Origin of the sequence: Pseudomonas lini, assembly GCF_030812475.1 — a bacterium.
Classification (GTDB): Bacteria; Pseudomonadota; Gammaproteobacteria; order Pseudomonadales; family Pseudomonadaceae; genus Aquipseudomonas; species Aquipseudomonas lini_A.
In genome coordinates, this window is sequence record NZ_JAUSSR010000009.1 from 50,868 (window position 1) to 71,057 (window position 20,190).

Sequence of the window (20,190 nt, forward strand, 5' to 3'; positions counted from 1 at the left end):
CTTAGGAGCAATCCATGAGCAACACTCTCACCAGCCTGACCACCACGATCTACAACGCACTGGACGTTGTGTCCCGCGAACTGGTTGGGTTCATCCCTGCCGTTTCGTCCGACATGACCTACGACCGTGCCGCTGTAGGTCAAACCGTCACTTCCCCAGTGGCGCCGGCTGCTACTGCATCCGACATCACTCCGGCTGTAACCCCGCCAAACGACGGCGACCAGACCATCGGCACCGTGTCGATGACCATTCAGAAGGCTCGCCGGGTACCGGTGCGCTGGAACGGTGAAGAGAAACGCGGCCTCGACAACAACGGTGCCTCGTTCAACGTCATCCTGCGCGATCAGCTCGCTCAGGGCATGCGCGCTCTGGTCAACGAGGTTGAGGCTGACCTCGCCGGTCTATTTCTGAAGGCGTCTCGTGCCTACGGCGCGGCTGGTACTACCCCGTTCGCCACCAACCTGGCCGAAACCGCTCAGGCTCGTAAGATCCTGTCGGACAACGGCGCACCATTGGGCGACTTGCAGATGGTGATCGACACCTCCGCCGGCGCAAACATGCGCACCTTGGGCCAGCTGACCAAGGCGAACGAGGCTGCCGACACCAACTTGCTGCGCCGCGGCGTTCTGCTCGACGTGCATGGCTTCGCGATCCGCGAGTCTGCTCAGGTCAAGACCGTCGTCTCTGGCACTGGCGCTTCCGGTACCACTAACAACGCCGGTTATGCCGCAGGCGCGACTGCCATCACCCTGGCCTCGGCGGGTACCGGCTCGGTTCTGGCCGGCGACGTGATCACCTTCGCGGGCGACACCAACAAGTACGTTGTGGCTTCCGGCGATGCTGACGTCTCCAACGGCGGCACCATCACTCTGGCGGCACCCGGCCTGCGCAAAGCGATCCCTGCTGCTGCGACCCTGGTCACCGTAATCGCGGCGACCACTCGCAACATGGCGTTTGCCCGTTCCGCCATCGCCCTGGCCACTCGTGCTCCGGCTCTGCCGAAGGGCGGCGACAGCGCTGATGACCGCATGCTGATCACTGACTCCGTCAGCGGCCTGACCTTCGAAATCTCGCTGTACAAGCAATACCGCCAGATCCAGTACGAAATCGCACTGGCCTGGGGTGTGGCTGCCGTCAAAACCGAGCACATGTCTCTGCTGCTCGGCTGATAACTGCGCCCGGGACTTCGGCTCCGGGCTCACCCTCTTCTGGAGATACACATGAGCGACAAAGTTCTGAAAGTAGAGCCATGGGGCCAAGGTCAAGGCGATTACGTCCTGATCGATGCCGAAAGCTTCGACGAGAGCGTCCACAAGCTGTACGTGGAAGTCGTCGAGAAAGAGCCGTCTGCCAAGGACAAAAAGTCCGTGGCCGATAGCAAGAATTCGCACTAACACGCCAAACCGGCGACAACGACAGGCAGTGGGAGCCGAACATGCTTACTGATCAGCAAAAGTCGGACGCCAGACGCTTCGCCGGTTACCCGATGCAGGGAGACGTGACGCTCGATGACCGCCGTGATACAGCTTGGGGTTGGGTGGCGCCGATGATTTGGCAGACGCTGAATCACCGGCTCGACAGCATGCGGCCAGAGGAGGAGGTCACCATGACGTCCTTCCTGACCAAGATCGCCGGGCTCGAAGCTGACGTCCTGTCCGCGACCGAGAACCTCGACACGGATCAAGCGGCCGTCTGGGTGCACAACAAGAACGAGGTGTTTGACCGGATGAAGCTCTACCGGATCTGGCGCCGCGAGTTGTGTGGCTTCCTCGGCGTGCCACCGGGCCCGTCACTCGGCACGGGCGGCATAAGCCTGGCAAGGGGCTGACATGGACGGCACGAAGCTCCAGTCCAAGATCTACATCGGCTACGGCAAGGCCGCCAAGCGAATCGGTTTCGACTACCAGCAATTTCGCGCTACCAACGCCAGTAACCCGCTGACGTCAACCGCTTTGCAGACGCTGCCGGTGTCGTTCACCACAAATTTCAGCTACTCGGCGCCCAATAAATACGGCAAGGCTGAGTGGTTGGGCCTGTTCGATGCGCGAGAGTTTGCCGTCGGTGACTTCCTCGTGGGCCGCCAAGGCACGTTCTTCATCGCAGCCATGCAGGACACGCTTCCGATCCTCTGCGTGCAGACCAATCGCGTCATAGACGTGCTGCGGGTGGGCATGGATGAAGGTGTCGGTCTGGGTGGCTGGGCAGGCGGCAGGCGGGCGGATGAAGCCCCAATCATGCGGGGCTGGCCAGCCAGCATCTTGCAGGGCACCAAGGGCGAGACGAACGAGGCGAAGCTGCCACAGGACGTGAAAACTCCGTGGTGGGCGATCCTGCTTCCTGCCTGGCCCGGCGTTGTGTTCCGCACCAGCGACATCATCCGCGACGATCTCGACCGCAAATACGTGATTTCCAGCGCTGAACTGACCGACATGGGCTGGCGCATCACCGCAATGCAAGCGCAGGTGTAACGATGGCGAGCCTAACCGACGTAATGAAGCAGGTTGCGGCGCAGGTTGCGGCGATCGCCTACCCGAACGGGACGGGACAGCCCAGCGCTGCCGGTATCCCGATCCGGGTTTACCCTGGCTGGCCGATTCCGAACGTACTTGAGGAGGACCTTGCAGCGGGCTGGTCGCATATCAGCGTCTACCCGCACGGCAAGGACCGCAAGACCACGCGCAACATCGGTCGCGGCTGGGAACCACTGCAAAGCCCGACGCACACGGTCGTGATGACCGTCGAAGGCTCGGTCGTGACGCTGTCCGGCACCATCAGCAAGCAGAACCTGCTGATCAAGCTGAACGGCGTCAACTACATCTACGCGATGCAGATCACGGACACCCTGACGAGTGCTGCTACGGCGCTCGCCTCGATGGTGCCCGGCGCCTCAAGCGTTGGCCCGGTCATCACCATCACGGGCGCACACGGCCTCATCGCCCTTGTGGGTGGCTTCGGTACCGCAATCAAGGAAACGAAGCGCCAGGAACAGGCGGTGCAGATCATCATCTGGGCCAATTCCCCGGAAGCGCGCGCCGCAGTGGCCGATCCGATCGATTCGGCACTGTCCGACGGCAACAACATCGCGTTTCTCGACGGATCAACCGGAATCATCCGCTCCTCCGATTCGCTGATGACCGACCAGCTACAGAAGGCCGATCTCTACCGGATGGACCTGTTCTACACCGTCGACTACGCCACTACGCAGATCCAGCAGGCCACCGAGATCATCGCGCCGACGCTGGATATCGACGAAAGCATGCTCGAATTCGACGAATTTAAGCGCTCTGTGGCTCTCGCGCACCATTTCACCAATGTCGAACTAGCAGAATTCTTGGGGACCCTATGAGCTATCTGAGCGAGCTGCAAGCAGTCGAAATTGCCAAGCTGCAGGCCCTCGGGGCCGCGTGGCACCTGTTTCACCATGGCTCCAAGACTGATCGGGTCCCCACAGATTCTGGCGACATACCAACACTGTCCGGGCTTGGCGAAATCGTATTAGAGGCTATGGGCGGTGTACTGCTACCTGTTGTCGAAACCATTGAAGCCGCCGGAGTGGCGCAGGCTCTGGATATCGAGACTGCCCGCCGGGTATCTGCGTTCGATATCACGCTGACCGCGCCCGTGTGTGTGCTGAGCTTGCTCAATGAACAAGTACCGGCAGGCTTTCAGTCGGCCATAACGCTGACGCTGCGCCAAGGCACCGGTGCGAACAAAGTCACCTGGCCCAGCAACGTTGTGTGGCAGTTCAATCGCCCGCCAGTGCTGGCTTACGTGCAAGGGATGTCCGACATGGTCACGTTGGTCTCGGATCCGGTGACCAGCAAGTGGCGCGGCATGGTGGATGGGGGCTGGTTCAATGTTTAACACCACCTTGAACAGTCGGCGCGTGGTCAGCGGCAACGCCCCGGGCGTGGTTAATGCCATGTCCATGATCGAGGGCCACCATCGCTTTCTGGTGAGCAACACCGGCGACACTACCGACGCTACGGTGCAGCACTACGTGCAAAACACGCAGGGCGTGCTGTCCAACAACCGGCATTTCATCGCGCACTCGCAGATGGAGTACCAGCCCAATGGTGACGGCACGACTGAAGGTCAGGCGCTGCACATCATCGGCTATGCCTATGCGTACCTGGCCACTCAAAAGCCTGAGTATCTGGAAGCCGCGCGCTGGCACTGGGATGCGTACCTACAGTATTTCTATGCAGGCCAGCCGATCCCTGAGACGCCTTCGCGCTGGATTGCCAACTGGATCGTGAACTCGAAAGAGCCGGTCCTTTCCAACTGGCCTGTTGATCCTGTTTCGCCAACGCACAGCGGCTTCAAGGGTGTCCCTTTTACCTTCACCAACGGCTTCACGCTGATTCCGCACGGCGCGCCGCATTGGGGCGAATACCTGGACAAGGCAACCTTTGCCTTCGACGGCGTGCTGGCCTGGGAAGCGATCAACGCGTCTGTTCAGGGATTCAAGCCAGACGGGTCCGCTGACTGGGACAATGCTGGCGCGCAGTACGACGTGGATTGGATCATTGCCCACACCGGGCAAAAGATAAACTGGGATGGCGACGTGCTGTCGGAAGGGCATCCGGTAGAGATGCGCGGGTCTGTTCAGCTGAAAAACACCGCGCTCAATGGCTCGTACAAGTTTAATTACGCCACCCGCCAGCCGGTGGAGCACGGGGGCTATCTGATCCCGCGCAATGCGGTGCAGCACAACCGCCCGCTGCATGTCCCGTTGCTGGGCAGCGTCAACCAGATGGGTAACGCGGCCGACGGTGAGGAGTGGTTCGCCGACGCCTGTTATCTGATGTGGAAGATCACCGGTGAGACGTCTTACAAAAAGGCGCTGGATTCGTGCCTATTCACCGCGCACGAATACACACAAATCGACTCGGTGGATAAATTTTTTCGTCAGTCAATCGAGGCGACCACGCCGTTCACCGATGGCATTTCATACGATTTCGTCTACCCAAGCACCGTAGAAGTCACTTACGGGCGCGATGCCAGCGGGTACATCACTATCGACTGTGATGAGCCTGGCAGCGTGTCGCTCGAGCAGCAATCGGTGTGGTTTCGCGTCACTAAGGATTCGCTGATACGCACTGCCTATGGTGGCCTGGACAGCAATGGCGGCCCGCTTGCGGCCAAGATTGAGATCACTATTTCAGAAGACAAATCTGAGGGCAGCGGGATCAAGTACGCCTGCACGCCGCCTAAGTCAGTCTCCGGCGCCGTGGTGACGCATGACATACCGCTGTCGCAGTTCACCCGCATGGAGAAGGACGACGGCAGCGAGTACATCATGGCCGACCTCCGCGCCGTGTCGAACTCTAACGATATCGTCTCTGTGGAAAACTATGAGCCGGTCATTTTTGCCGGGCGCGCAGGCACGGTGGTGAGTTCATTCTTCCCGGATGACAGTGGTTGGTACTCGATCGGTCACTACCTGTTGGAAGGTGAAAAGGCGCCGATGCACAGCATCACCTATCGGGCCGACGGCTATTTCAATCTGCGATTCGCGGACGACAACGGCTGGCGTTGGTGGTGGATGCTGCCGCCGACAGCTGGCGCTTTCGTGACATTAGCGATCCTCCCGGGAGACGCCACGCTGTCTGGTTATCAGCCAGACGCTGAAGGTCGTCCGGACCCAGAGGCGCCGGTCTATTCGGAAATCGAGGAATTCAGCATTCTGATGGACTCCTCGGACACCAATCTGACGTTTGAGTATTACTGCATCAACGACCTGCCGCCGGCCTTCGCCGAGGACGACGGCTACACGCTGAAATACCGCCTGACGGTCAGTGGTGGAGATCCGTTCCTGGCTCTGCTTGGCGATTGCACCGTGACCGGCTACCGCGATGATTCTCTGGCCTACACGCCGGGGCTGATCCCCTTCTCGAACATCTACGAAGAAGGCTCAACGCAGATCGGCGCGTGGCATGGCATGCCGTACCCGGGCTATCAGTATCCGTTTATCTATTGCCTGGAACCCGTCCAGTATTCGCGGCACCTGGGCAACATGATCGACTTCCTGTACGACTCGCAGCAGTGGTACTTCACCCGCTTTGGTGAACTGGGTCCGGGGGCGAGTGCCTACATCTGGAACCGTTGGGACAACTACAAGTACGGCGCGCCCGACACCTTCACCATGTATCACTGGGGTGATGGCACTGCCTGGTCAGGTTATCAACCGCGCGCTTTCCAGGGTGCGTGCCGAGCTTGGCAGGAGTTGGTCGAGCAGGGTCATGCCGTGCCTGTGAAGCTGAAGACCTACGTTGAAAACTGGATCGGATGGCTGGCCGACTTTCAAAGCCAGCACAACGGCGTGCTACCGACCGATTTCCCCATGACCAGCGTGCCGCAACCGTTGCCGGACGACTTCACGGGGCATATGACCGGGCTATGGCTCGCCGGATCGTGCATGGCGGCCATGGCGGGTTGTCAGCATCCAAAGCTGGATGAGTTGATTGAAGCCTGCGTGACAGAGCTGCAAAACAACTACGTGGTGACTCCGGTGCCAGGCCAGCCAATGAATGGAAGTTGGTCCCCGGCGGTTCGTCTGGGCACTGATAACGGAATGTTCTTCGGCTTCTGGGCGGGCGAAATCATGCGCGGGCTCTCCATGTACATCCTGCTCAAAGAACTGGGGCCGGGCGCAAGCATCTTCTCCCGCCAGCCACTCGCTTAACGTGCCCTGGGCCACGGCCTTGGTCATGTAATCCTCCAAGCCTGCGGGCTTCCCATAATCGCGTGAACCCTTGAGGCCCGACATGGACTCCGAAACCAAGCCGGCGAAGGCAAAAACCTCGCCCTACAAGCTGATTGTGAAATTCGCCTTTGCTGATTACCAAGTCGGCCATGAGATTACGAATCCCGATGAAGTCGCCGCCGTTCTGGCCGGCGAGTGCGCGGGCAACGTCCTGAAAGTCGCCAACGCCTAACAGGCGAAACCCACACACAAGAAACCGCCCATCGAGGCGGTTTTTTCATTAGGAGGACGCCATGCCCATTTACCCGGCAGGCAGCTTGAACACGGCGGCGCTCACAGCCCCGGATTTGTACATTCAGATCCAGCCACCGAAAACCCGCTACATCAACGGCGTGGCTACCGACATCCTCGGCATCGTCGGCGTAGCTGACTGGGGCCCGGTAGGCGCGGCCACCCTGATTGGCTCACCTGGCGACGCCTCGCAGCAATTCGGCACCCAAGTCGTGCGCAAGTACGACCTGTGCACCGCGATCGCTGTCTCGATCCAGGGCGGCGCCTCGAACATCCGGGCTGTCCGGGTGACCGATGGCACCGACACTGCGGCCACCTCGGCGCTGAAGGACACTGCGGCGGCTACCGGAGCCACGTTGACGGCGCGCTACACCGGCACGCTGGGCAACCAGCTCAGCGCCACGCTGTCGGCTGGCTCGGCCGCTGCAAGCTGGAAGCTGATCATCTCGCTGCCGGGCATCGCGCCTGAAGTGTTCGACAACATCATCGGCTCCGGCCTTGCGTTGTGGACGAACATCGTCAGCGCCGTGAACAACGGCCAGTCGGGCATTCGCGGTCCTTCGCAGCTGGTAGTCGCCACGGTTGGCGCGACCACGCTCGCACCGGTGGCCTTGGGTCAGACCGTTGTGTTTGCCGCCGGCACCTCCGGCAACACCACCATCACTGACGCGGTTCTGATCGGTGTCGATGGCGTGACCGGCGCAACCCGCAAAGGCATGTACGCCTTGCGCGGCAGCGGCGCCCAAGTCGCAAACCTGGTGGATGTCACCGACGGCACCCAATGGCCGACCATGCTCACCTACGGCTTGTCCGAAGGCTGCTACATGATCTCCCAGGGGGCAGCAGGTGCGTCCTACGTCACCGTTTCCTCCGCGCTGACCACCGCCGGCTGTGACAGCTACGCGCTGAAGGTGATGGTTGGCGACTGGGTGTACTGGCAGGACCAAGTGAACGGCCAGCAGCGCATGATCGCCCCGGCGACCTTCGCGGCCGCCAAGATCGCCTCGCAGTCGCCGAACCAGAGCGCACTGAACAAGCCGATCACCAACGCGGTATCGACTCAGCGCAACCTGACGCAGCAGCCGTACAGCATTCCCGAGATTGGCGCGATCAACACCGCGCGCCTGGACGTCATCACCAACCCTTGCCCGGGTGGCAGCTACTTCGGCCACCGCTCCGGCTTGAACTGCTCCAGCAATGCCGCGGTGAACGGCGACAACTACACCCGGATGACCAACTTCATCGCGCTGACCTTGGCGGCGAGCTTCGGCGGGACCATTGGCCGACTTCAGACGCCGGATGTGCGCCGTGAAACGAAGTCGACCATGGAAAGCTTCCTACAGACCCTCGTCGACCAAGGAATGATCGGCGACGTCAACGGCGGCCCGGCGTTCTCGGTGCAGCTCGACAAGGCGAACAACCCTGATGCACGGGTTGCCCTGGGTTATATGCAGGCTGACGTGCAGGTCAAATATCTGTCCGTGATTCGATACTTCCTGGTGAATTTGGAAGGCGGCCAGGCGGTATCGATCGTCGCATCCGCTACCCCGCGCACTTAAGCGCTGAAACCACCATCCAGCCCGGCCTAGCGCCGGGTTTTTCATTTGGAGAACGCCATGCAAGGTGGATACAACACGGGTAAGGATGTCTCGGTCGACATCAACACCCCGACCGGGCCTCTGCGGCTCGGCAAGATCATGAACTTCAAGTCCAAGCCGAAGGTGAGCAACACCGAAATTGTGCCGCTCAACGGCCAAACGGATGAATTGCAGATCCCCAAGGGCTGGACCGGTAGCTTTGATGCCGAGCGGATTGATTCGACGCTCGATGATTGGTGGGCGCAGTTCGAAGCTGACTACTACGCCGGCGTCAATCGCGACCCGGCAACCATCACCGAAACCATCGAGGAAGTCGGCGGCGGCATCACGACCTGGCGCTACACCAACGTGATTCTCACCCTCGACAACGCCGGCGATAAGGAAGGGGACAAGACGATCCGTCAGTCCATGTCCTTCACCGCCCGTCGTCGCCTCAAGGTTTAACCCTGTTCGCATGGCAGCCCGGCAGGGCGCGGGACTCGTCACCCCGCACGCCATGCACCTTTGACGACTCGCTGACCAGAGGTTTTACCCATGGCTAAAATTACCGTTAACGAAGCAGCAGCACCTGTTCATGTAGACCAGAAGCCGCGCTTCGAAACGATCCAGGATTCGAAAGGCCGCACCATCCAGCTGCGCAAGCTCGGCCCGCTCGAGCAGGGCCGCGTTGTGATGGCTGTAGGCGGCGACACGGCTGGCAACCAGACCTACATGTCGGGTTTCGCGCTGCCGGCCGCCATGGTCGTCTACATCGACGACACCGGCTTCGGTTTGCCGCAGTCGCAGAAGCAGATCGACGCGGTATTGAGCGAGCTGGGCGAGGAGGGCATGAACGCCATCAACGAACACTTCCTCAAGAAGTACGAGACCGCCAAGGCTGAAGCGGACGCCAAAGCACTGCAGGAAGGCCTCGGCGCCGAGCAGGCCGCAGCAAAAAACTAGCAACGAACCCCGAGTTTCGCCGGGATTGCTGGCTGGTGAAAAACGGGGTTCCGTTTGATCGTTTGTTCGAATGCGGACCGTTGACCGACTACGAGCGCTTCGCCTTTTCCATCCTGTTCTCGGAATTCGAGGGCTCGGGCATCTGGAACTGGTCGAGCATGCAGTTCGACAAGAAGGAGTGACCATGGAATTCAAGAGCTTGGGCAGCCTTGCGCTGCACATGGCTGCTCAGGAAGTCGTATTGCTGGCCAGTCTGCGCGCAGGGCTTGAAAAGTGCGCAGTGAAGATCGAGGCGACCGCCAAGGGGGAGATCGGCCATTACCAGTCCGGGATTGGCCCGTTCCCGGCCTGGGCAGACCTCGCTGACTCCACCGAGTCGCAGAAGTCGAAGATGGGCTACCCGTCAGACGCCCCATTGCTCGCCAGTGGCGACATGCAGAAAAGCATCAGCCACACCACGCACGCGCTTGAGACCGTCATAGGTTCAACGGACGAGAAGATGGTCTATCACGAGTTCGGCACGCTGAAGATGCCGGCGCGTCCAGTGATGGGGCCGGCTGTCTTTCGCAACAAGGAGTACATCAGGCGAGTGCTGGGGATGGCGACCGTTTCAGGATTGATTGGTGGTCTGGCGATTCACAAATCGCTGGGTTATGACGTTACTCCGTGACCCACATCGGGCCGTGCTCGGTCTTGACCTGTGTGTACATGCCTTCGCGCTTCAACACGCGGTACTGACCTGTCAGCGGCTTGCACATGTAGGTGGAGAGATTCACCAGGGATTCGCGCATCTCAGCCCGCTGCGCCACATAGTGCGGGTTGCTCGACATGATGTTCTGCATCAGTACCAGTCGTGATTGCTGGGTGCCCTGGTCTTCACAGCCGTATTCGCCATCAAGCTTGAGCTCGGCTGCCATTGCAGTGGGGGAGAGTGCGGCCATCACCACAAGCATCAATGCCTTTTTCATGTGGTCACCGGATGAAGATTGCGTAGAGGGTGAAGAGAATCGCGGCAAGTGCGCCGCCGGCGAAGACCATAACAAGGCTGCTGCAGGTGAATACGAGAAGCGCGGTCTGCACGTCCAGGCCTGTCGTTCGGCGCTCCGCCTTCTTCGCTGGTCGCGGCGCCGCCTCCCTCAGTCTTATCGGGCGCATAGAGCCAACGTCCTGGATGCGGCCGTTGACCCACTGATACGTGCGATGACCATTTGCCATGTGATTCACCCACCGAATAGGAATTTCAATTATGGCATTTGAGGCGTATTCCGTCGCCGTCAAGCTGTCGCTGATCAACCACGTCAGCGCCGGCATGCTGATGATCAGCAAGAGTCTGGCCACCGCCGGCCAAGATGTCGACAAGCTCAATGCTAAGTTGGCATCGATCGGTAAGCAAGGCGCTATCGGGGGCCTCATGGTCGCCGGCGGCCTCGGCATTGCCGCGATGTTCAAGGCGCCGCTCGACGAAGCGAAGAGATTCCAGAACGAGGTTGAGCGTTTCCGCTCTCTCGGCTTGGGCGACAAGGTGACCAATGACGCTGTGAAATTCGCCAGCGGCATGAACACCTACGGCACCTCCATTCGCGAAAACCTTGGCCTGCTGCGTGATGCCCAGACGGTCTTTGGTGACTTCCACGAAGCGCAAATGGTCGTGCCGCTGCTGTCCAAAATGAAGTTTGCCAACACAGCCCTTTACGGCGACGAAGGCGGCGCAATGAAAGACCGCGCCTTCATGGACATGCTCAAAGTGATCGAGATGCGGGGCGGCCTGAAAAGCGAGGCAGCTTTCAACAAGCAAGCGAACATGATCCAGCAGGTGCAAACAGCCACCGGCGGGCGTGTTGGCGCCAATGAATACCTGAACTTCATCAAGACGGGTGGCGTTGCTGCCAAGGGCATGCTGGACGACAAGTTCTACTACAACATGGAGCCGTTGATTCAAGAAATGGGCGGTTTCCGGGTTGGTACCGGCCTGATGTCCGGCTATCAGAACCTCGTGCAAGGGCGCACCACCGCCCGCGCTGCCGAGGAGATGATGCGACTGGGCATGCTCGATCCGAAGAAGGTCGTCTACAACAAGATCGGCAACATCAAGCACATCAAGCCCGGCGCTGTGTCTGGCACCGATTTGATGGTTGAAGACCCGTTCGAGTGGATGAAAAAGGTCATGCTGCCGGCCTTCGCCAGTAAAGGAATCACCTCCCAACAGGCAATCCTTAACGAAATCGGGGCGATCTTCACCAATCGCACGGCTTCCAACCTGTACTCGACGATGTTCTTGCAGCAAGCAAACATTGAAAAGAACATGAAGTTGAACGCAGGCGCAGCCGGCATCGACGAGCTCGATAAAAACGCCAAGAACACGCTCTCCGGCAAACAGCTGGAGTTCGGCGCCAAGTGGCGCGACCTGATGCTCAATCTGGGCGCTGTCGTGCTGCCGCTGGCTATCAAGGTGCTCGATAAGCTCAATCCAGCGCTGAAGGACCTGGCGCACTGGATGGGCGAGAACCAGGGCAAGGTGAAGGGTTTCACCTACGCGCTTCTCGGCCTCTCGGCGTTTCTGATCACCGGCGGCCTGATCAACCTGATTATTGCGGCCGGTCGCGGGTTCTGGCTGCTCGGCCAGGCCATGATATTCGTCACCGGTACCGCGCTCGCACCGCTGATTCCGGCGATTGCGCGCTTCGGTACGTACTTGCTGGTCTTTGCAATTGACTTCGCCAGGGCGATGGCTGGATTTGTCCTGGCATCTGGGTTTGTACGCGGCTTTCTGATGGCGTTTTTGGCGCCAATCAAGCTGATCGGGACGGCGCTGTACTTCTTCCTGTCGCCGCTGACGCTGCTGCTGACCCCTGTGGGCCTGGTAGTGATCGGCGTCGCCGCTGCCGCCTTCCTGCTCTGGAACAACTGGAAGGAAGTCAGTGGTGCGCTGAAGTTGATGTGGGGTGATATCAAGACCGGCGTCATCCAGCTGTTCCATGGCGACATCGGCGGGGCGTTCAAGTCGTTCGCCCTGATCTTCCTGACCGGTTGGCAGACGATCTTCAACACGCTGATCGCTGGTGCAAACCTGATCCTGCCGGCGTCGATGCAGATCTCCAAGACGTCCTTCGCGGACGACTTCAGGGGCAAGGGCGCAGCACGCGAGCCGTGGTCGCCGCTGGTGGCTCCGGTGCCCGGCAAGTCGTCCGGCGGCAGCGATCAGCCGATCAACCTCTACATCGACGGCAAGAAGGTAACGGATGTCGTCATCCAGCGCATGGCCAAGGAAGCGGCCAAGCCTCAGACAGGGACGCAGGGCTTTGACCCATCACGCAGCATGCTGATGCCTGGGACCCCGAGCGCAGCCTACCCAAGGGGATAACCGATGAGCTTCACAAGCTTCCTGGACAACTTCGCTCCGGGCGGAGATCCCTTCGCCACTCGTTTGATCGTCGGGGATTTCGAATTCACCAGCCTGGAGGTTCCAGAGTCGGTGACGATCGGCGCCAAACAGCAGATGGTCGTACACAAGCTGGTGGGTGGCAGACGGATCGTCGACGTGCTCGGCGTGGATTACGAGAATATCGGCTGGTCCGGTTGGATGACCGGCGCTACCGCGGGAGAACGAGTCAGCGCACTTGAGACCCTGCGCGATGAGGGTCTGCCACTTACCTTTAACATGGACGGCTACTACTTCAGCGTCCTGATCCAGTCGTTCCATGCACGCTTTGAGCACGTCTTCCGCCGCAACTACAGCATCGAGCTTGTGGTGGTCTCGCGCCTGGACGCGCCGATCACGGCCAACGCCTTGGCCGGCACGCTGGATGCGCTGATCAATAGTGATGTCGGCGAGTCGCTCGGCCTGGCCGGCATCATCAACTCTGACGCGGTGAGTGCCAGCATTGATGCGGTGAAAGAGGCCGTGTCGCAGGTGCAGGGCTTCGCGAACGCCACGATAGACACGGTGCAGACGGTTGTTCGGCCTCTGGTGGCGGCTCAAGCAGTCGTGCAGTCGGTCATCGCGCAAGTTGGGGGTTCGATCAACGACATCACCACACTGGGCGGGCTGATCCCCGGCAACCCGGTATCGACCGCGGCAAACAACGTGCTCCGCCAGAGCGCCGCGCTCACCCAGCTCGCGCCGCTGTACCAGATGCAGAGCGTGCTGGAGCGGATACAGAAGAACGTGCTCGCCGGGCCGCTGGCGAACGGTACATCCAGCGTCACCACCAGCAACTCGACGCTGCAGAAGGTCGCCGCCGACAGTTACGGCGATCAGTCGCGCTGGACCGAGATCGCCGCCGCCAACAGCATCGTTGACCCGCAACTCGACGGCATCCAAACGATAAAAATCCCGATAGGTGAATAAGTTGGATCTGAACACGGCTGAGACAGAGCAGATCGTCCGGCAGGTAGTCGGCCGCCTTCTAGTCAACGGGACCCAGGTGCCGTTCTACTCATTCGACGTAGAAAGCAACGCGTTTTACTCGGCCGACACCTTCTCGGTGCTGCTGCCGATGTCCGATCTGCCGCCGCCCTACGACACCATCAAGTGGTGGGGTGATCAGCTGTCGATCGAGGTTTCCATCTCGGTCGGGCTGATCGATCAGAACGTCGAGGACTGGCGCACGCTGATCATCGGCACCGTGGACCGGTTGAGCGTCCGTCCGGCCAAGTTCGAGGTGTACCTGGACGGTCGCGACTACACCAGCAAGCTGATCGATACCAAGACCAACGAGAAGTTCGCCAACATGACCACCAGCGAGGTGGCCACGCTGCTGGCCAAGCGTCGCGGGCTGAAACCGGTGGTGACGGCGACCAAGACGCAAGTCGGTGGCATCACCAAGTGGGACCACGCGCACGTCACTGACGAGCGCACAGAGTGGGACCTGCTGGCCTACTTCGCCGGGCTGGATGGGTTTCAGGTCTATGTGACCGGCAACGAACTGCACTACGAGCCAGCGCTTGACCCGGAAACCACTGATCAATACCTGATTCGCTGGGTTGAGCCTGGCGCATTGGCGTGTCCGCAGTCGAACACCTCCGATGACATCGTCTTCGAGCGCGATCTGACCCTGGCGCGCGGCGTCACCGTGCAGGTCATTTCGTACAAGGACGGCAAGACCTACAACGCCACGTACCCGACGAGGTCGGCCAAGGGCATCTCGCCCGGGCAGTCGACCTCAAAGCGCCAGGTCTACGTGATCAAGCGCAACGGCCTGGATCAGTACGCCGCGCAGCAGCTCGCGCAGAAGATCCACAAGCAGATCACCGACCACGAGATGCGCATGTCCTGCTCGATGCCGGGCGACAACTTCCTGATGCCAAACACCATCGTGCGGCAGGAGGGGACCGGCTCCGGCTTCGACCAACTCTATTACGTCGACTCGGTGCGGCGCTCCTTGAGCTTCGAGTCGGGCTACTCCATGAGCCTGACGGCGAAGAACCACAACCCCAACTCCCTGGTGCAGCCATGATCGAAGGCCTGACGAACGCCCTGTATCAACACGGCCAATCGAACACCACCGGGCCGCGCACCGGGACCATCTCCAGCTACGACCCCGTCAACGGGGTGGTCAAGGTGATGATCCAGCCAGAAGAGCGCGAAACCAACTGGCTGCCGCTGGACTGCCCTGGTGTGGGTAATGGCTGGGGCTTCCAGATCGGGCCGCAGATCGGCGACGAGGTCACGGTCAGCTTCGATTCCTCCGACCCCAACCTCGGCAAGGTCACAGCGCGGCACACGAACAGCCAGAACAAGCCGCTGCCGGTCCCGTCCGGGGAGATCTGGGCGGTTCACGAATCAGGCGCGCTGCTCAAGTTCAACAATGACGGCACGGTGACGCTGCACTCCGGCGTCGCCATCAACTATGACGCCCCGCAGCACAACTTCACCGGCGGCCCGGTCACGATGGACCACACGCTCACCGTGACCGACCCCGTCGGCGTGGTCGTGGTTGACGGCGATGTCTTGGCCGAGACCATCAGCCTCAAAGAGCACATCCATACGGGCGGCACCATCAGTGGCAACACGGGAGTGCCTACGCCATGAAAGACCTGAATCACTACGCCGGGGGCGACCTTGCGTTGTCCCCGACCGGGAGCCTGTCACCAGTGGAAGGCCTGGATCGCGGCAAGCAGCGAATCCTGCGCCGGCTCATCACCAATCCGGGCGACTACCTGTTTCACCCCGAATACGGCGCCGGCCTGGGCCGCTACGTCGGCGCGCTGACCAATATCCCCGAGATCATCTCGCTGATTCGCGGCCAGATCCTGCTCGAGGACTGCGTATCGAAGAAGCTGGCACCGGTGATTTCCGTCACCCCGTCGAACGAAACACTCTCCGTCAATATCAGCTACACCGATTCGCCCCTGGGTGAGCCGGTGACGCTCTCGTTTGAGGTAAATCGCTGATATGGCATCACTCAATATCAAAGACTTCACCACGCTGGTCCGCGACCAGGTAACCGCCATTCAAGGCCGCGCGGCCGGGCTTGTCGACTTCACTATCGGCTCGCTGTTGCGGGCCATCACCGAAAGCAATGCCAGCGTGATGCAGTGGCTGCAGCAACTGATCGTCACGCTGTTGGCCACGACCCGCGCCTCTACGTCGTCCGGAGCCGATCTTGACTCATGGATGGCCGACTTCGGCTTCCTGCGGCTATCCGCCAGCTTTGCCACGGGCAGCGTCACCTACTCGCGCTTCACACCAACCAACTCCGCGCTGATTCCGATCGGCTCGTTGGTCGGCTCCACGGATGGTTCGCAGCAGTTCGCGGTCACCATCGACATCACGAACCCACTGTATAACACCACACTTGGCGGCTACCTGATCCCCGCCGGCACAGCGTCGGCAACGATCCCGGTTACCGCCAGCACCGCAGGCGCTGCCGGGAACGCGCTAGTCGGTACGGTCACCGTGATCGTTGGCAGTATCTCCGGCGTCGACACGGTCACGAACACCGATGTTTTCGCAAATGGCATCGACCCAGAGACTGACTCGCGGTTTCGCGCCCGCTTCATCCTATGGGTGCAGTCGCTCTCGAAAGGAACGAAGGCAGCAATCGGCTACGCCCTGGCCTCGATGCAGCAGGGCGTCACTTACACGCTGACCGAGAATGAAGATTACGCAGGCGGGCTGAACTACGGCTACTTCTATGCGGTGGTGGACGACGGCAGCGGGGCGCCTTCTGGAGATTTCCTGACGTCTGCTGCCAATGCGGTCGAGGCTGTCCGGCCATTCACCAGCCGCTTTGGCATCTTCGGCCCGGTTCTGGTCACGGCCAACGTCGGCATGACCATCACCACAGATGCCTCCGTGTCGCATGCGGTCGTGGTCGCTCAGGTGGTTGCGGCGCTTCAGGCCTACATCTCAAGCCTGAGCTTGGGCCAGATCCTGCCTTACACAAAACTTGGACAGGTCGCCTACGCAGTCAGTCCGGCGATCACCAATGTCTCGGCCATCCTGCTCAACGGCAGCACCGCAGATCTCGCCGCAACCAACAAGCAGGTCATCCGACCGGGCACAATTACGGTGGCTTAAATGTCGACAGGCGATAACACGGACATGTTCGGCAGGCTTAAAAACCTGCTACCTGCCGGCTGGTTCGGCGACAACAACCCGATCCGCGATGCCTTGCTCTGGGGCTATGCCAATGCGCTGGCCTGGGGCTACACCCTCTATCTATATGCGAAGGATCAGACCCGGATCAAATCCGCTACGGACGGTTGGCTCGATCTGATCGGGCTGGATTTCTTCGGCGACAACCTGATCCGCTACGCGAGTCAGACGGACGCCAGCTATCGCAACCGTATCCTGGTCAACATCTTCAGGGAGCGGACCACGCGGCACGCCATGGAGCAGGTGCTTTACGATCTGACGGGGCGCTGGCCGGTAATTGTTGAGCCGGCACGGCCTGCAGATGTCGGGAGTTATGGCGCTGCGGTAGCGGTTTCCCGGGCAAGCACAGCGACGTATCGTGACCTGAATGGTCGGATCAAAACGGCGGAGGCAAACGCTCCCAGATACGACACTAGCCCGGTGACTGGAATCACAACGTTATTATTGGAATCGGAAGCCACCAATCTATTGCGCTGGTCGAATGATTTCTTGAACCCAGTTTGGGTGAGGGGCGCCGGAACCGCCCAGAGTTTCGATGGGACGCTCGGACCTGATGGAATGACGGCAGTAAAATTCACACTTTCCGGCGCCACATCTCACGAAATATCGTCACTGTTGCTCGCGCCGCTTGTGGTTGGTGTTGCCCATACATTGAGTGTGTGGGTGAATTCGGTGGCTTCGGTGCCAGGCTTTCAGTTGGGTTATTACGATGGCGGAGTATCGGTTGCTAATACGACGGTGACAATTATTCCGGGCGTGTGGACTCGATACAGCTACACCTTTACGCCATCGGTCACGCCGGTTGCGCCGAGAATCAGGCTCATTGGGTTTTCTGGAGGACTAGCCGGGTCGGCCTTCTACATGTTTGGCGCTCAGGTAGAGGTTGGAAGTGTTGCCACATCGAACATCACAACCTCCACCGCACCCGTTACCCGAGCCGCGGACATCCTTTTGAACAACATGCCGTCCGGCTCGATCGCCATTGGCGGCTACGGTGTGGCCGGATCCTACGGCTCGATCCTGCTGCCGTATCAGGCTTTTGTCACTGCATTCCGACCCAATGGCCAAGGTCTTCCTTTTGTGTCCGGCTATGGAATCTCTACCGGCGCTTACTCGACTCCAAGCCGATCCGCTTACGGGCAACTGTCTGGCGGCGATGTAACCGACGAAGACATCTACGCCGCCATCGACGCGACGAAGCCTATCGGCACTGTCGTGTGGACGCGCATTTCCGGCTGACCCACAACCTACTTTTATAGCCGCCTTCATTGGTGGCTTTTTTATGGAGCACACAATGGATCGAGTCACGATTTACCCGGGAGCTATTCCTCTCGAAACCGACCTGCTCGGCACCAACAAAAACGTGATGATTGCGCTGAGCAAGCTGTCGGCAGCGATGCTCGGTACCGGCACCGTCGCGAATGGCTTTGCTGTTGCGCCGACCGGCCCGGCTTCGCTTCAGGTTGTGGCGGCCCCTGGCGAGATCTACAACCTTCAGAACGTAGACGGTACGGCTTACAGCAGCATCGCCGCCGATACCACGCATCAGGTCGTGAAACAGGGCATCGCGCTTGACGCGACCACCCTGAGCTGCCCAGCGCCAACTACTTCCGGTCAATCCATCAACTATCTGGTCGAAGTTGCCTATCAGGATCTCGATGCAAACCCGGTGGTACTGCCGTATTACAACGCCAGCAACCCATCACAAGCCTACAGCGGCCCAGGCAACAATGGCGTGGCACAGAACACGGCCCGCCGTGGCACCGCGGCTATTCAGGTGAAGGCTGGCGCGTCGGCAACAACTGGCAGCCAAGTCACTCCGTCCCCAGACGCAGGCTACATTGGTCTGTACGTGGTAACCGTGGCGTTCGGCCAGACCACTATCACCGCGGGCAGCATCAACCAGTACAGCGGCGCGCCATTGCTGCCGAGCGGCTTGCTCCAGGCCATCCAGACCGCCGCAACCACTGGCGCAACCGATATCGGCGCCGCGAACGCTTATGCCGCCAACTTCACCCCGGCGATCACCCAACTTTCCGACAAGATGGTGCTTTGCATCAAAGCAACCAACGCCAACACCACGGCGAGTACGTTCACGCCGGCGCCGGGCGTCATTGCCGCGGCGCCAATCGTAGGGGGCAACCATGCCGCGCTCCAGGGCGGCGAGATCGTCCCAACCGGCGATGTTTGGCTGCAATGGAACAGCTCGGTCGGTGCTGGCTCGTGGATCCTGATCGACAGCACTGGCGGCGCGATGCAGGTAGCACCGGGCACCAAAAGCCAGCACGCAGCGCAGATTCAGCAGGTCGGCCACGGCCAGTGCCGCCTCGGCATCGTCAACGCGACGTCGATCAAGCTGTCCCCGTGCAACGGCAACAATCTGGTCATTGCTGGCGTTCCGCGTCAAATCCCTGCGGCCGGCGTCACGCTCACGAACGGCGGCATGGGTATCAATACCCTGTACTACATCTATGCCTACTGGACAGGCTCCGCGATCGCGCTGGAGTTTTCGGCCACGGGCCACAGCGTCGATGCCACGACTGGGATCGAAATCAAGACGGGTGACGCCTCTCGCACCCTGGTCGGCATGGTCTACGTGAATGGTTCCGCACAGTTCGCTGATGGGCCCGCTGCGCGTTTGGTGGCGAGTTACTTCAATCGCCGCACAGTTGGCGGCAACGTCACTTCGAGCGGGGTACTGTCTTTCTCGGGTACTTCTAACAGCGAGATTTCCACAGGCGTCAGGATCTTGTTCCTGAATTGGGATAATGAAGCGGTTGATGTCAAGGCTACAGGACAATACACCAACAACACCGCAACCCAATCGGTCACGATTCAGGCTTACGTTGATGCCGCGCCATACGGCAACATCAGCGCCTCCTACATCCCGGCAAACGGCGTCGGCATGGCATACGCCAGTTCCAACTCCCTCACACCAGCTGGCGCATATCTGACCGAGGGCTTCCATACTGCTTCGATCTACGGGAGCGTGACGGCCAACACCGGCAGCAGCACCCAGCTCGCCCACTCCATCGTGACGAGGATCTGAT

23 protein-coding genes are annotated in these 20,190 nt (G+C 60.3%); 21 read left to right on the top strand and 2 right to left on the bottom strand.

What is annotated here, in order from left to right:
- Window positions 1-14 precede the first annotated feature (14 nt).
- The 13 genes from J2W17_RS18045 to J2W17_RS18105 all read left to right on the top strand — a co-directional run bounded on the left by J2W17_RS18045 (window position 15) and on the right by J2W17_RS18105 (window position 10,210).
- On the top strand, window positions 15-1,169 hold the full coding sequence (locus J2W17_RS18045; RefSeq protein ID WP_307336919.1) for a P22 coat - protein 5 family protein: 1,155 nt from the start codon (window positions 15-17) through the stop codon (window positions 1,167-1,169).
- Window positions 1,170-1,220: 51 nt separating this feature from the next.
- The gene (locus J2W17_RS18050; RefSeq protein ID WP_307336922.1) at window positions 1,221-1,394 is read left to right on the top strand and encodes a hypothetical protein; all 174 of its coding nucleotides are present in this window, start codon (window positions 1,221-1,223) and stop codon (window positions 1,392-1,394) included.
- A gap of 41 nt (window positions 1,395-1,435) precedes the next feature.
- Window positions 1,436-1,828 (top strand): hypothetical protein, encoded by a 393-nt coding sequence (locus J2W17_RS18055; protein ID WP_307336925.1) that lies wholly within the window; start codon window positions 1,436-1,438, stop codon window positions 1,826-1,828.
- Window position 1,829: 1 nt separating this feature from the next.
- A complete protein-coding gene (locus J2W17_RS18060) occupies window positions 1,830-2,468 on the top strand; it encodes a hypothetical protein (RefSeq protein WP_307336927.1) in 639 nt (212 codons plus the stop codon).
- Between the two features lie 2 nt (window positions 2,469-2,470).
- A complete protein-coding gene (locus J2W17_RS18065) occupies window positions 2,471-3,346 on the top strand; it encodes a hypothetical protein (RefSeq protein ID WP_307336930.1) in 876 nt (291 codons plus the stop codon).
- Window positions 3,343-3,864 carry a hypothetical protein gene (locus J2W17_RS18070; protein ID WP_307336933.1) on the top strand — a complete coding sequence of 174 codons (522 nt, stop codon included), beginning with the start codon at window positions 3,343-3,345 and terminating at the stop codon, window positions 3,862-3,864. Before J2W17_RS18065 ends, J2W17_RS18070 begins: the two co-directional genes overlap by 4 nt.
- Window positions 3,857-6,688 (top strand): phage tail protein, encoded by a 2,832-nt coding sequence (locus J2W17_RS18075; protein ID WP_307336936.1) that lies wholly within the window; start codon window positions 3,857-3,859, stop codon window positions 6,686-6,688. The genes J2W17_RS18070 and J2W17_RS18075 overlap by 8 nt, the downstream gene beginning before the upstream one ends.
- Window positions 6,689-6,770: 82 nt before the next feature.
- Complete coding sequence (locus tag J2W17_RS18080) at window positions 6,771-6,941, top strand: hypothetical protein (RefSeq protein WP_307336938.1); 171 nt, start codon at window positions 6,771-6,773, stop codon at window positions 6,939-6,941.
- Between the two features lie 61 nt (window positions 6,942-7,002).
- Window positions 7,003-8,559 (top strand): phage tail protein, encoded by a 1,557-nt coding sequence (locus J2W17_RS18085; protein WP_307336940.1) that lies wholly within the window; start codon window positions 7,003-7,005, stop codon window positions 8,557-8,559.
- Between the two features lie 57 nt (window positions 8,560-8,616).
- Window positions 8,617-9,042, top strand: coding sequence for a hypothetical protein (locus J2W17_RS18090; RefSeq protein ID WP_307336943.1), 426 nt, complete (start codon window positions 8,617-8,619; stop codon window positions 9,040-9,042).
- Between the two features lie 90 nt (window positions 9,043-9,132).
- Entirely contained in the window at window positions 9,133-9,540 is a 408-nt protein-coding gene (locus J2W17_RS18095; RefSeq protein ID WP_307336946.1) for a hypothetical protein, read from the top strand.
- Window positions 9,541-9,575: 35 nt separating this feature from the next.
- A complete protein-coding gene (locus J2W17_RS18100; protein ID WP_307336949.1) occupies window positions 9,576-9,722 on the top strand; it encodes a hypothetical protein in 147 nt (48 codons plus the stop codon).
- 2 nt (window positions 9,723-9,724) lie between these two features.
- A complete protein-coding gene (locus J2W17_RS18105; RefSeq protein WP_307336952.1) occupies window positions 9,725-10,210 on the top strand; it encodes a hypothetical protein in 486 nt (161 codons plus the stop codon).
- On the opposite strand, the gene J2W17_RS18110 is transcribed toward J2W17_RS18105, so the two are convergent.
- Window positions 10,200-10,508 carry a hypothetical protein gene (locus J2W17_RS18110; RefSeq protein ID WP_307336955.1) on the bottom strand — a complete coding sequence of 103 codons (309 nt, stop codon included), beginning with the start codon at window positions 10,506-10,508 and terminating at the stop codon, window positions 10,200-10,202. The two genes, J2W17_RS18105 and J2W17_RS18110, sit on opposite strands and share 11 nt — an antisense overlap.
- Window positions 10,509-10,512: 4 nt before the next feature.
- On the bottom strand, window positions 10,513-10,755 hold the full coding sequence (locus J2W17_RS18115) for a hypothetical protein (protein WP_307336958.1): 243 nt from the start codon (window positions 10,753-10,755) through the stop codon (window positions 10,513-10,515).
- A 31-nt stretch (window positions 10,756-10,786) separates the two neighbouring features.
- On the opposite strand from J2W17_RS18115, the gene J2W17_RS18120 reads away from it, so the two are divergent.
- Genes J2W17_RS18120 through J2W17_RS18155 form a run of 8 tightly spaced genes read left to right on the top strand, consistent with a single transcriptional unit; the run spans window position 10,787 to window position 20,189 of the window.
- A complete protein-coding gene (locus J2W17_RS18120; RefSeq protein WP_307336961.1) occupies window positions 10,787-12,901 on the top strand; it encodes a hypothetical protein in 2,115 nt (704 codons plus the stop codon).
- 3 nt (window positions 12,902-12,904) lie between these two features.
- On the top strand, window positions 12,905-13,888 hold the full coding sequence (locus J2W17_RS18125) for a hypothetical protein (protein WP_307336964.1): 984 nt from the start codon (window positions 12,905-12,907) through the stop codon (window positions 13,886-13,888).
- Complete coding sequence (locus J2W17_RS18130; protein ID WP_307336967.1) at window positions 13,881-14,996, top strand: rhs element Vgr protein; 1,116 nt, start codon at window positions 13,881-13,883, stop codon at window positions 14,994-14,996. Before J2W17_RS18125 ends, J2W17_RS18130 begins: the two co-directional genes overlap by 8 nt.
- Window positions 14,993-15,571, top strand: coding sequence for a phage baseplate assembly protein V (locus tag J2W17_RS18135; RefSeq protein ID WP_307336970.1), 579 nt, complete (start codon window positions 14,993-14,995; stop codon window positions 15,569-15,571). Before J2W17_RS18130 ends, J2W17_RS18135 begins: the two co-directional genes overlap by 4 nt.
- On the top strand, window positions 15,568-15,933 hold the full coding sequence (locus tag J2W17_RS18140; protein WP_307336972.1) for a phage tail protein: 366 nt from the start codon (window positions 15,568-15,570) through the stop codon (window positions 15,931-15,933). Before J2W17_RS18135 ends, J2W17_RS18140 begins: the two co-directional genes overlap by 4 nt.
- Window position 15,934: 1 nt before the next feature.
- Window positions 15,935-17,062, top strand: coding sequence for a baseplate J/gp47 family protein (locus J2W17_RS18145; RefSeq protein WP_307336975.1), 1,128 nt, complete (start codon window positions 15,935-15,937; stop codon window positions 17,060-17,062).
- Complete coding sequence (locus J2W17_RS18150; protein ID WP_307336978.1) at window positions 17,063-18,379, top strand: phage head spike fiber domain-containing protein; 1,317 nt, start codon at window positions 17,063-17,065, stop codon at window positions 18,377-18,379.
- Between the two features lie 55 nt (window positions 18,380-18,434).
- Window positions 18,435-20,189, top strand: coding sequence for a hypothetical protein (locus tag J2W17_RS18155; RefSeq protein ID WP_307336981.1), 1,755 nt, complete (start codon window positions 18,435-18,437; stop codon window positions 20,187-20,189).
- Window position 20,190 lies beyond the last annotated feature (1 nt).

Coding starts and splice junctions, on each gene's coding strand:
- J2W17_RS18045 (WP_307336919.1), top strand. CDS start 15: ATGAGCAACACTCTCACCAGCCTGACCACCACGATCTACAACGCACTG.
- J2W17_RS18050 (WP_307336922.1), top strand. CDS start 1,221: ATGAGCGACAAAGTTCTGAAAGTAGAGCCATGGGGCCAAGGTCAAGGC.
- J2W17_RS18055 (WP_307336925.1), top strand. CDS start 1,436: ATGCTTACTGATCAGCAAAAGTCGGACGCCAGACGCTTCGCCGGTTAC.
- J2W17_RS18060 (WP_307336927.1), top strand. CDS start 1,830: ATGGACGGCACGAAGCTCCAGTCCAAGATCTACATCGGCTACGGCAAG.
- J2W17_RS18065 (WP_307336930.1), top strand. CDS start 2,471: ATGGCGAGCCTAACCGACGTAATGAAGCAGGTTGCGGCGCAGGTTGCG.
- J2W17_RS18070 (WP_307336933.1), top strand. CDS start 3,343: ATGAGCTATCTGAGCGAGCTGCAAGCAGTCGAAATTGCCAAGCTGCAG.
- J2W17_RS18075 (WP_307336936.1), top strand. CDS start 3,857: ATGTTTAACACCACCTTGAACAGTCGGCGCGTGGTCAGCGGCAACGCC.
- J2W17_RS18080 (WP_307336938.1), top strand. CDS start 6,771: ATGGACTCCGAAACCAAGCCGGCGAAGGCAAAAACCTCGCCCTACAAG.
- J2W17_RS18085 (WP_307336940.1), top strand. CDS start 7,003: ATGCCCATTTACCCGGCAGGCAGCTTGAACACGGCGGCGCTCACAGCC.
- J2W17_RS18090 (WP_307336943.1), top strand. CDS start 8,617: ATGCAAGGTGGATACAACACGGGTAAGGATGTCTCGGTCGACATCAAC.
- J2W17_RS18095 (WP_307336946.1), top strand. CDS start 9,133: ATGGCTAAAATTACCGTTAACGAAGCAGCAGCACCTGTTCATGTAGAC.
- J2W17_RS18105 (WP_307336952.1), top strand. CDS start 9,725: ATGGAATTCAAGAGCTTGGGCAGCCTTGCGCTGCACATGGCTGCTCAG.
- J2W17_RS18110 (WP_307336955.1), bottom strand. CDS start 10,508: ATGAAAAAGGCATTGATGCTTGTGGTGATGGCCGCACTCTCCCCCACT.
- J2W17_RS18115 (WP_307336958.1), bottom strand. CDS start 10,755: ATGGCAAATGGTCATCGCACGTATCAGTGGGTCAACGGCCGCATCCAG.
- J2W17_RS18120 (WP_307336961.1), top strand. CDS start 10,787: ATGGCATTTGAGGCGTATTCCGTCGCCGTCAAGCTGTCGCTGATCAAC.
- J2W17_RS18125 (WP_307336964.1), top strand. CDS start 12,905: ATGAGCTTCACAAGCTTCCTGGACAACTTCGCTCCGGGCGGAGATCCC.
- J2W17_RS18135 (WP_307336970.1), top strand. CDS start 14,993: ATGATCGAAGGCCTGACGAACGCCCTGTATCAACACGGCCAATCGAAC.
- J2W17_RS18140 (WP_307336972.1), top strand. CDS start 15,568: ATGAAAGACCTGAATCACTACGCCGGGGGCGACCTTGCGTTGTCCCCG.
- J2W17_RS18145 (WP_307336975.1), top strand. CDS start 15,935: ATGGCATCACTCAATATCAAAGACTTCACCACGCTGGTCCGCGACCAG.
- J2W17_RS18150 (WP_307336978.1), top strand. CDS start 17,063: ATGTCGACAGGCGATAACACGGACATGTTCGGCAGGCTTAAAAACCTG.
- J2W17_RS18155 (WP_307336981.1), top strand. CDS start 18,435: ATGGATCGAGTCACGATTTACCCGGGAGCTATTCCTCTCGAAACCGAC.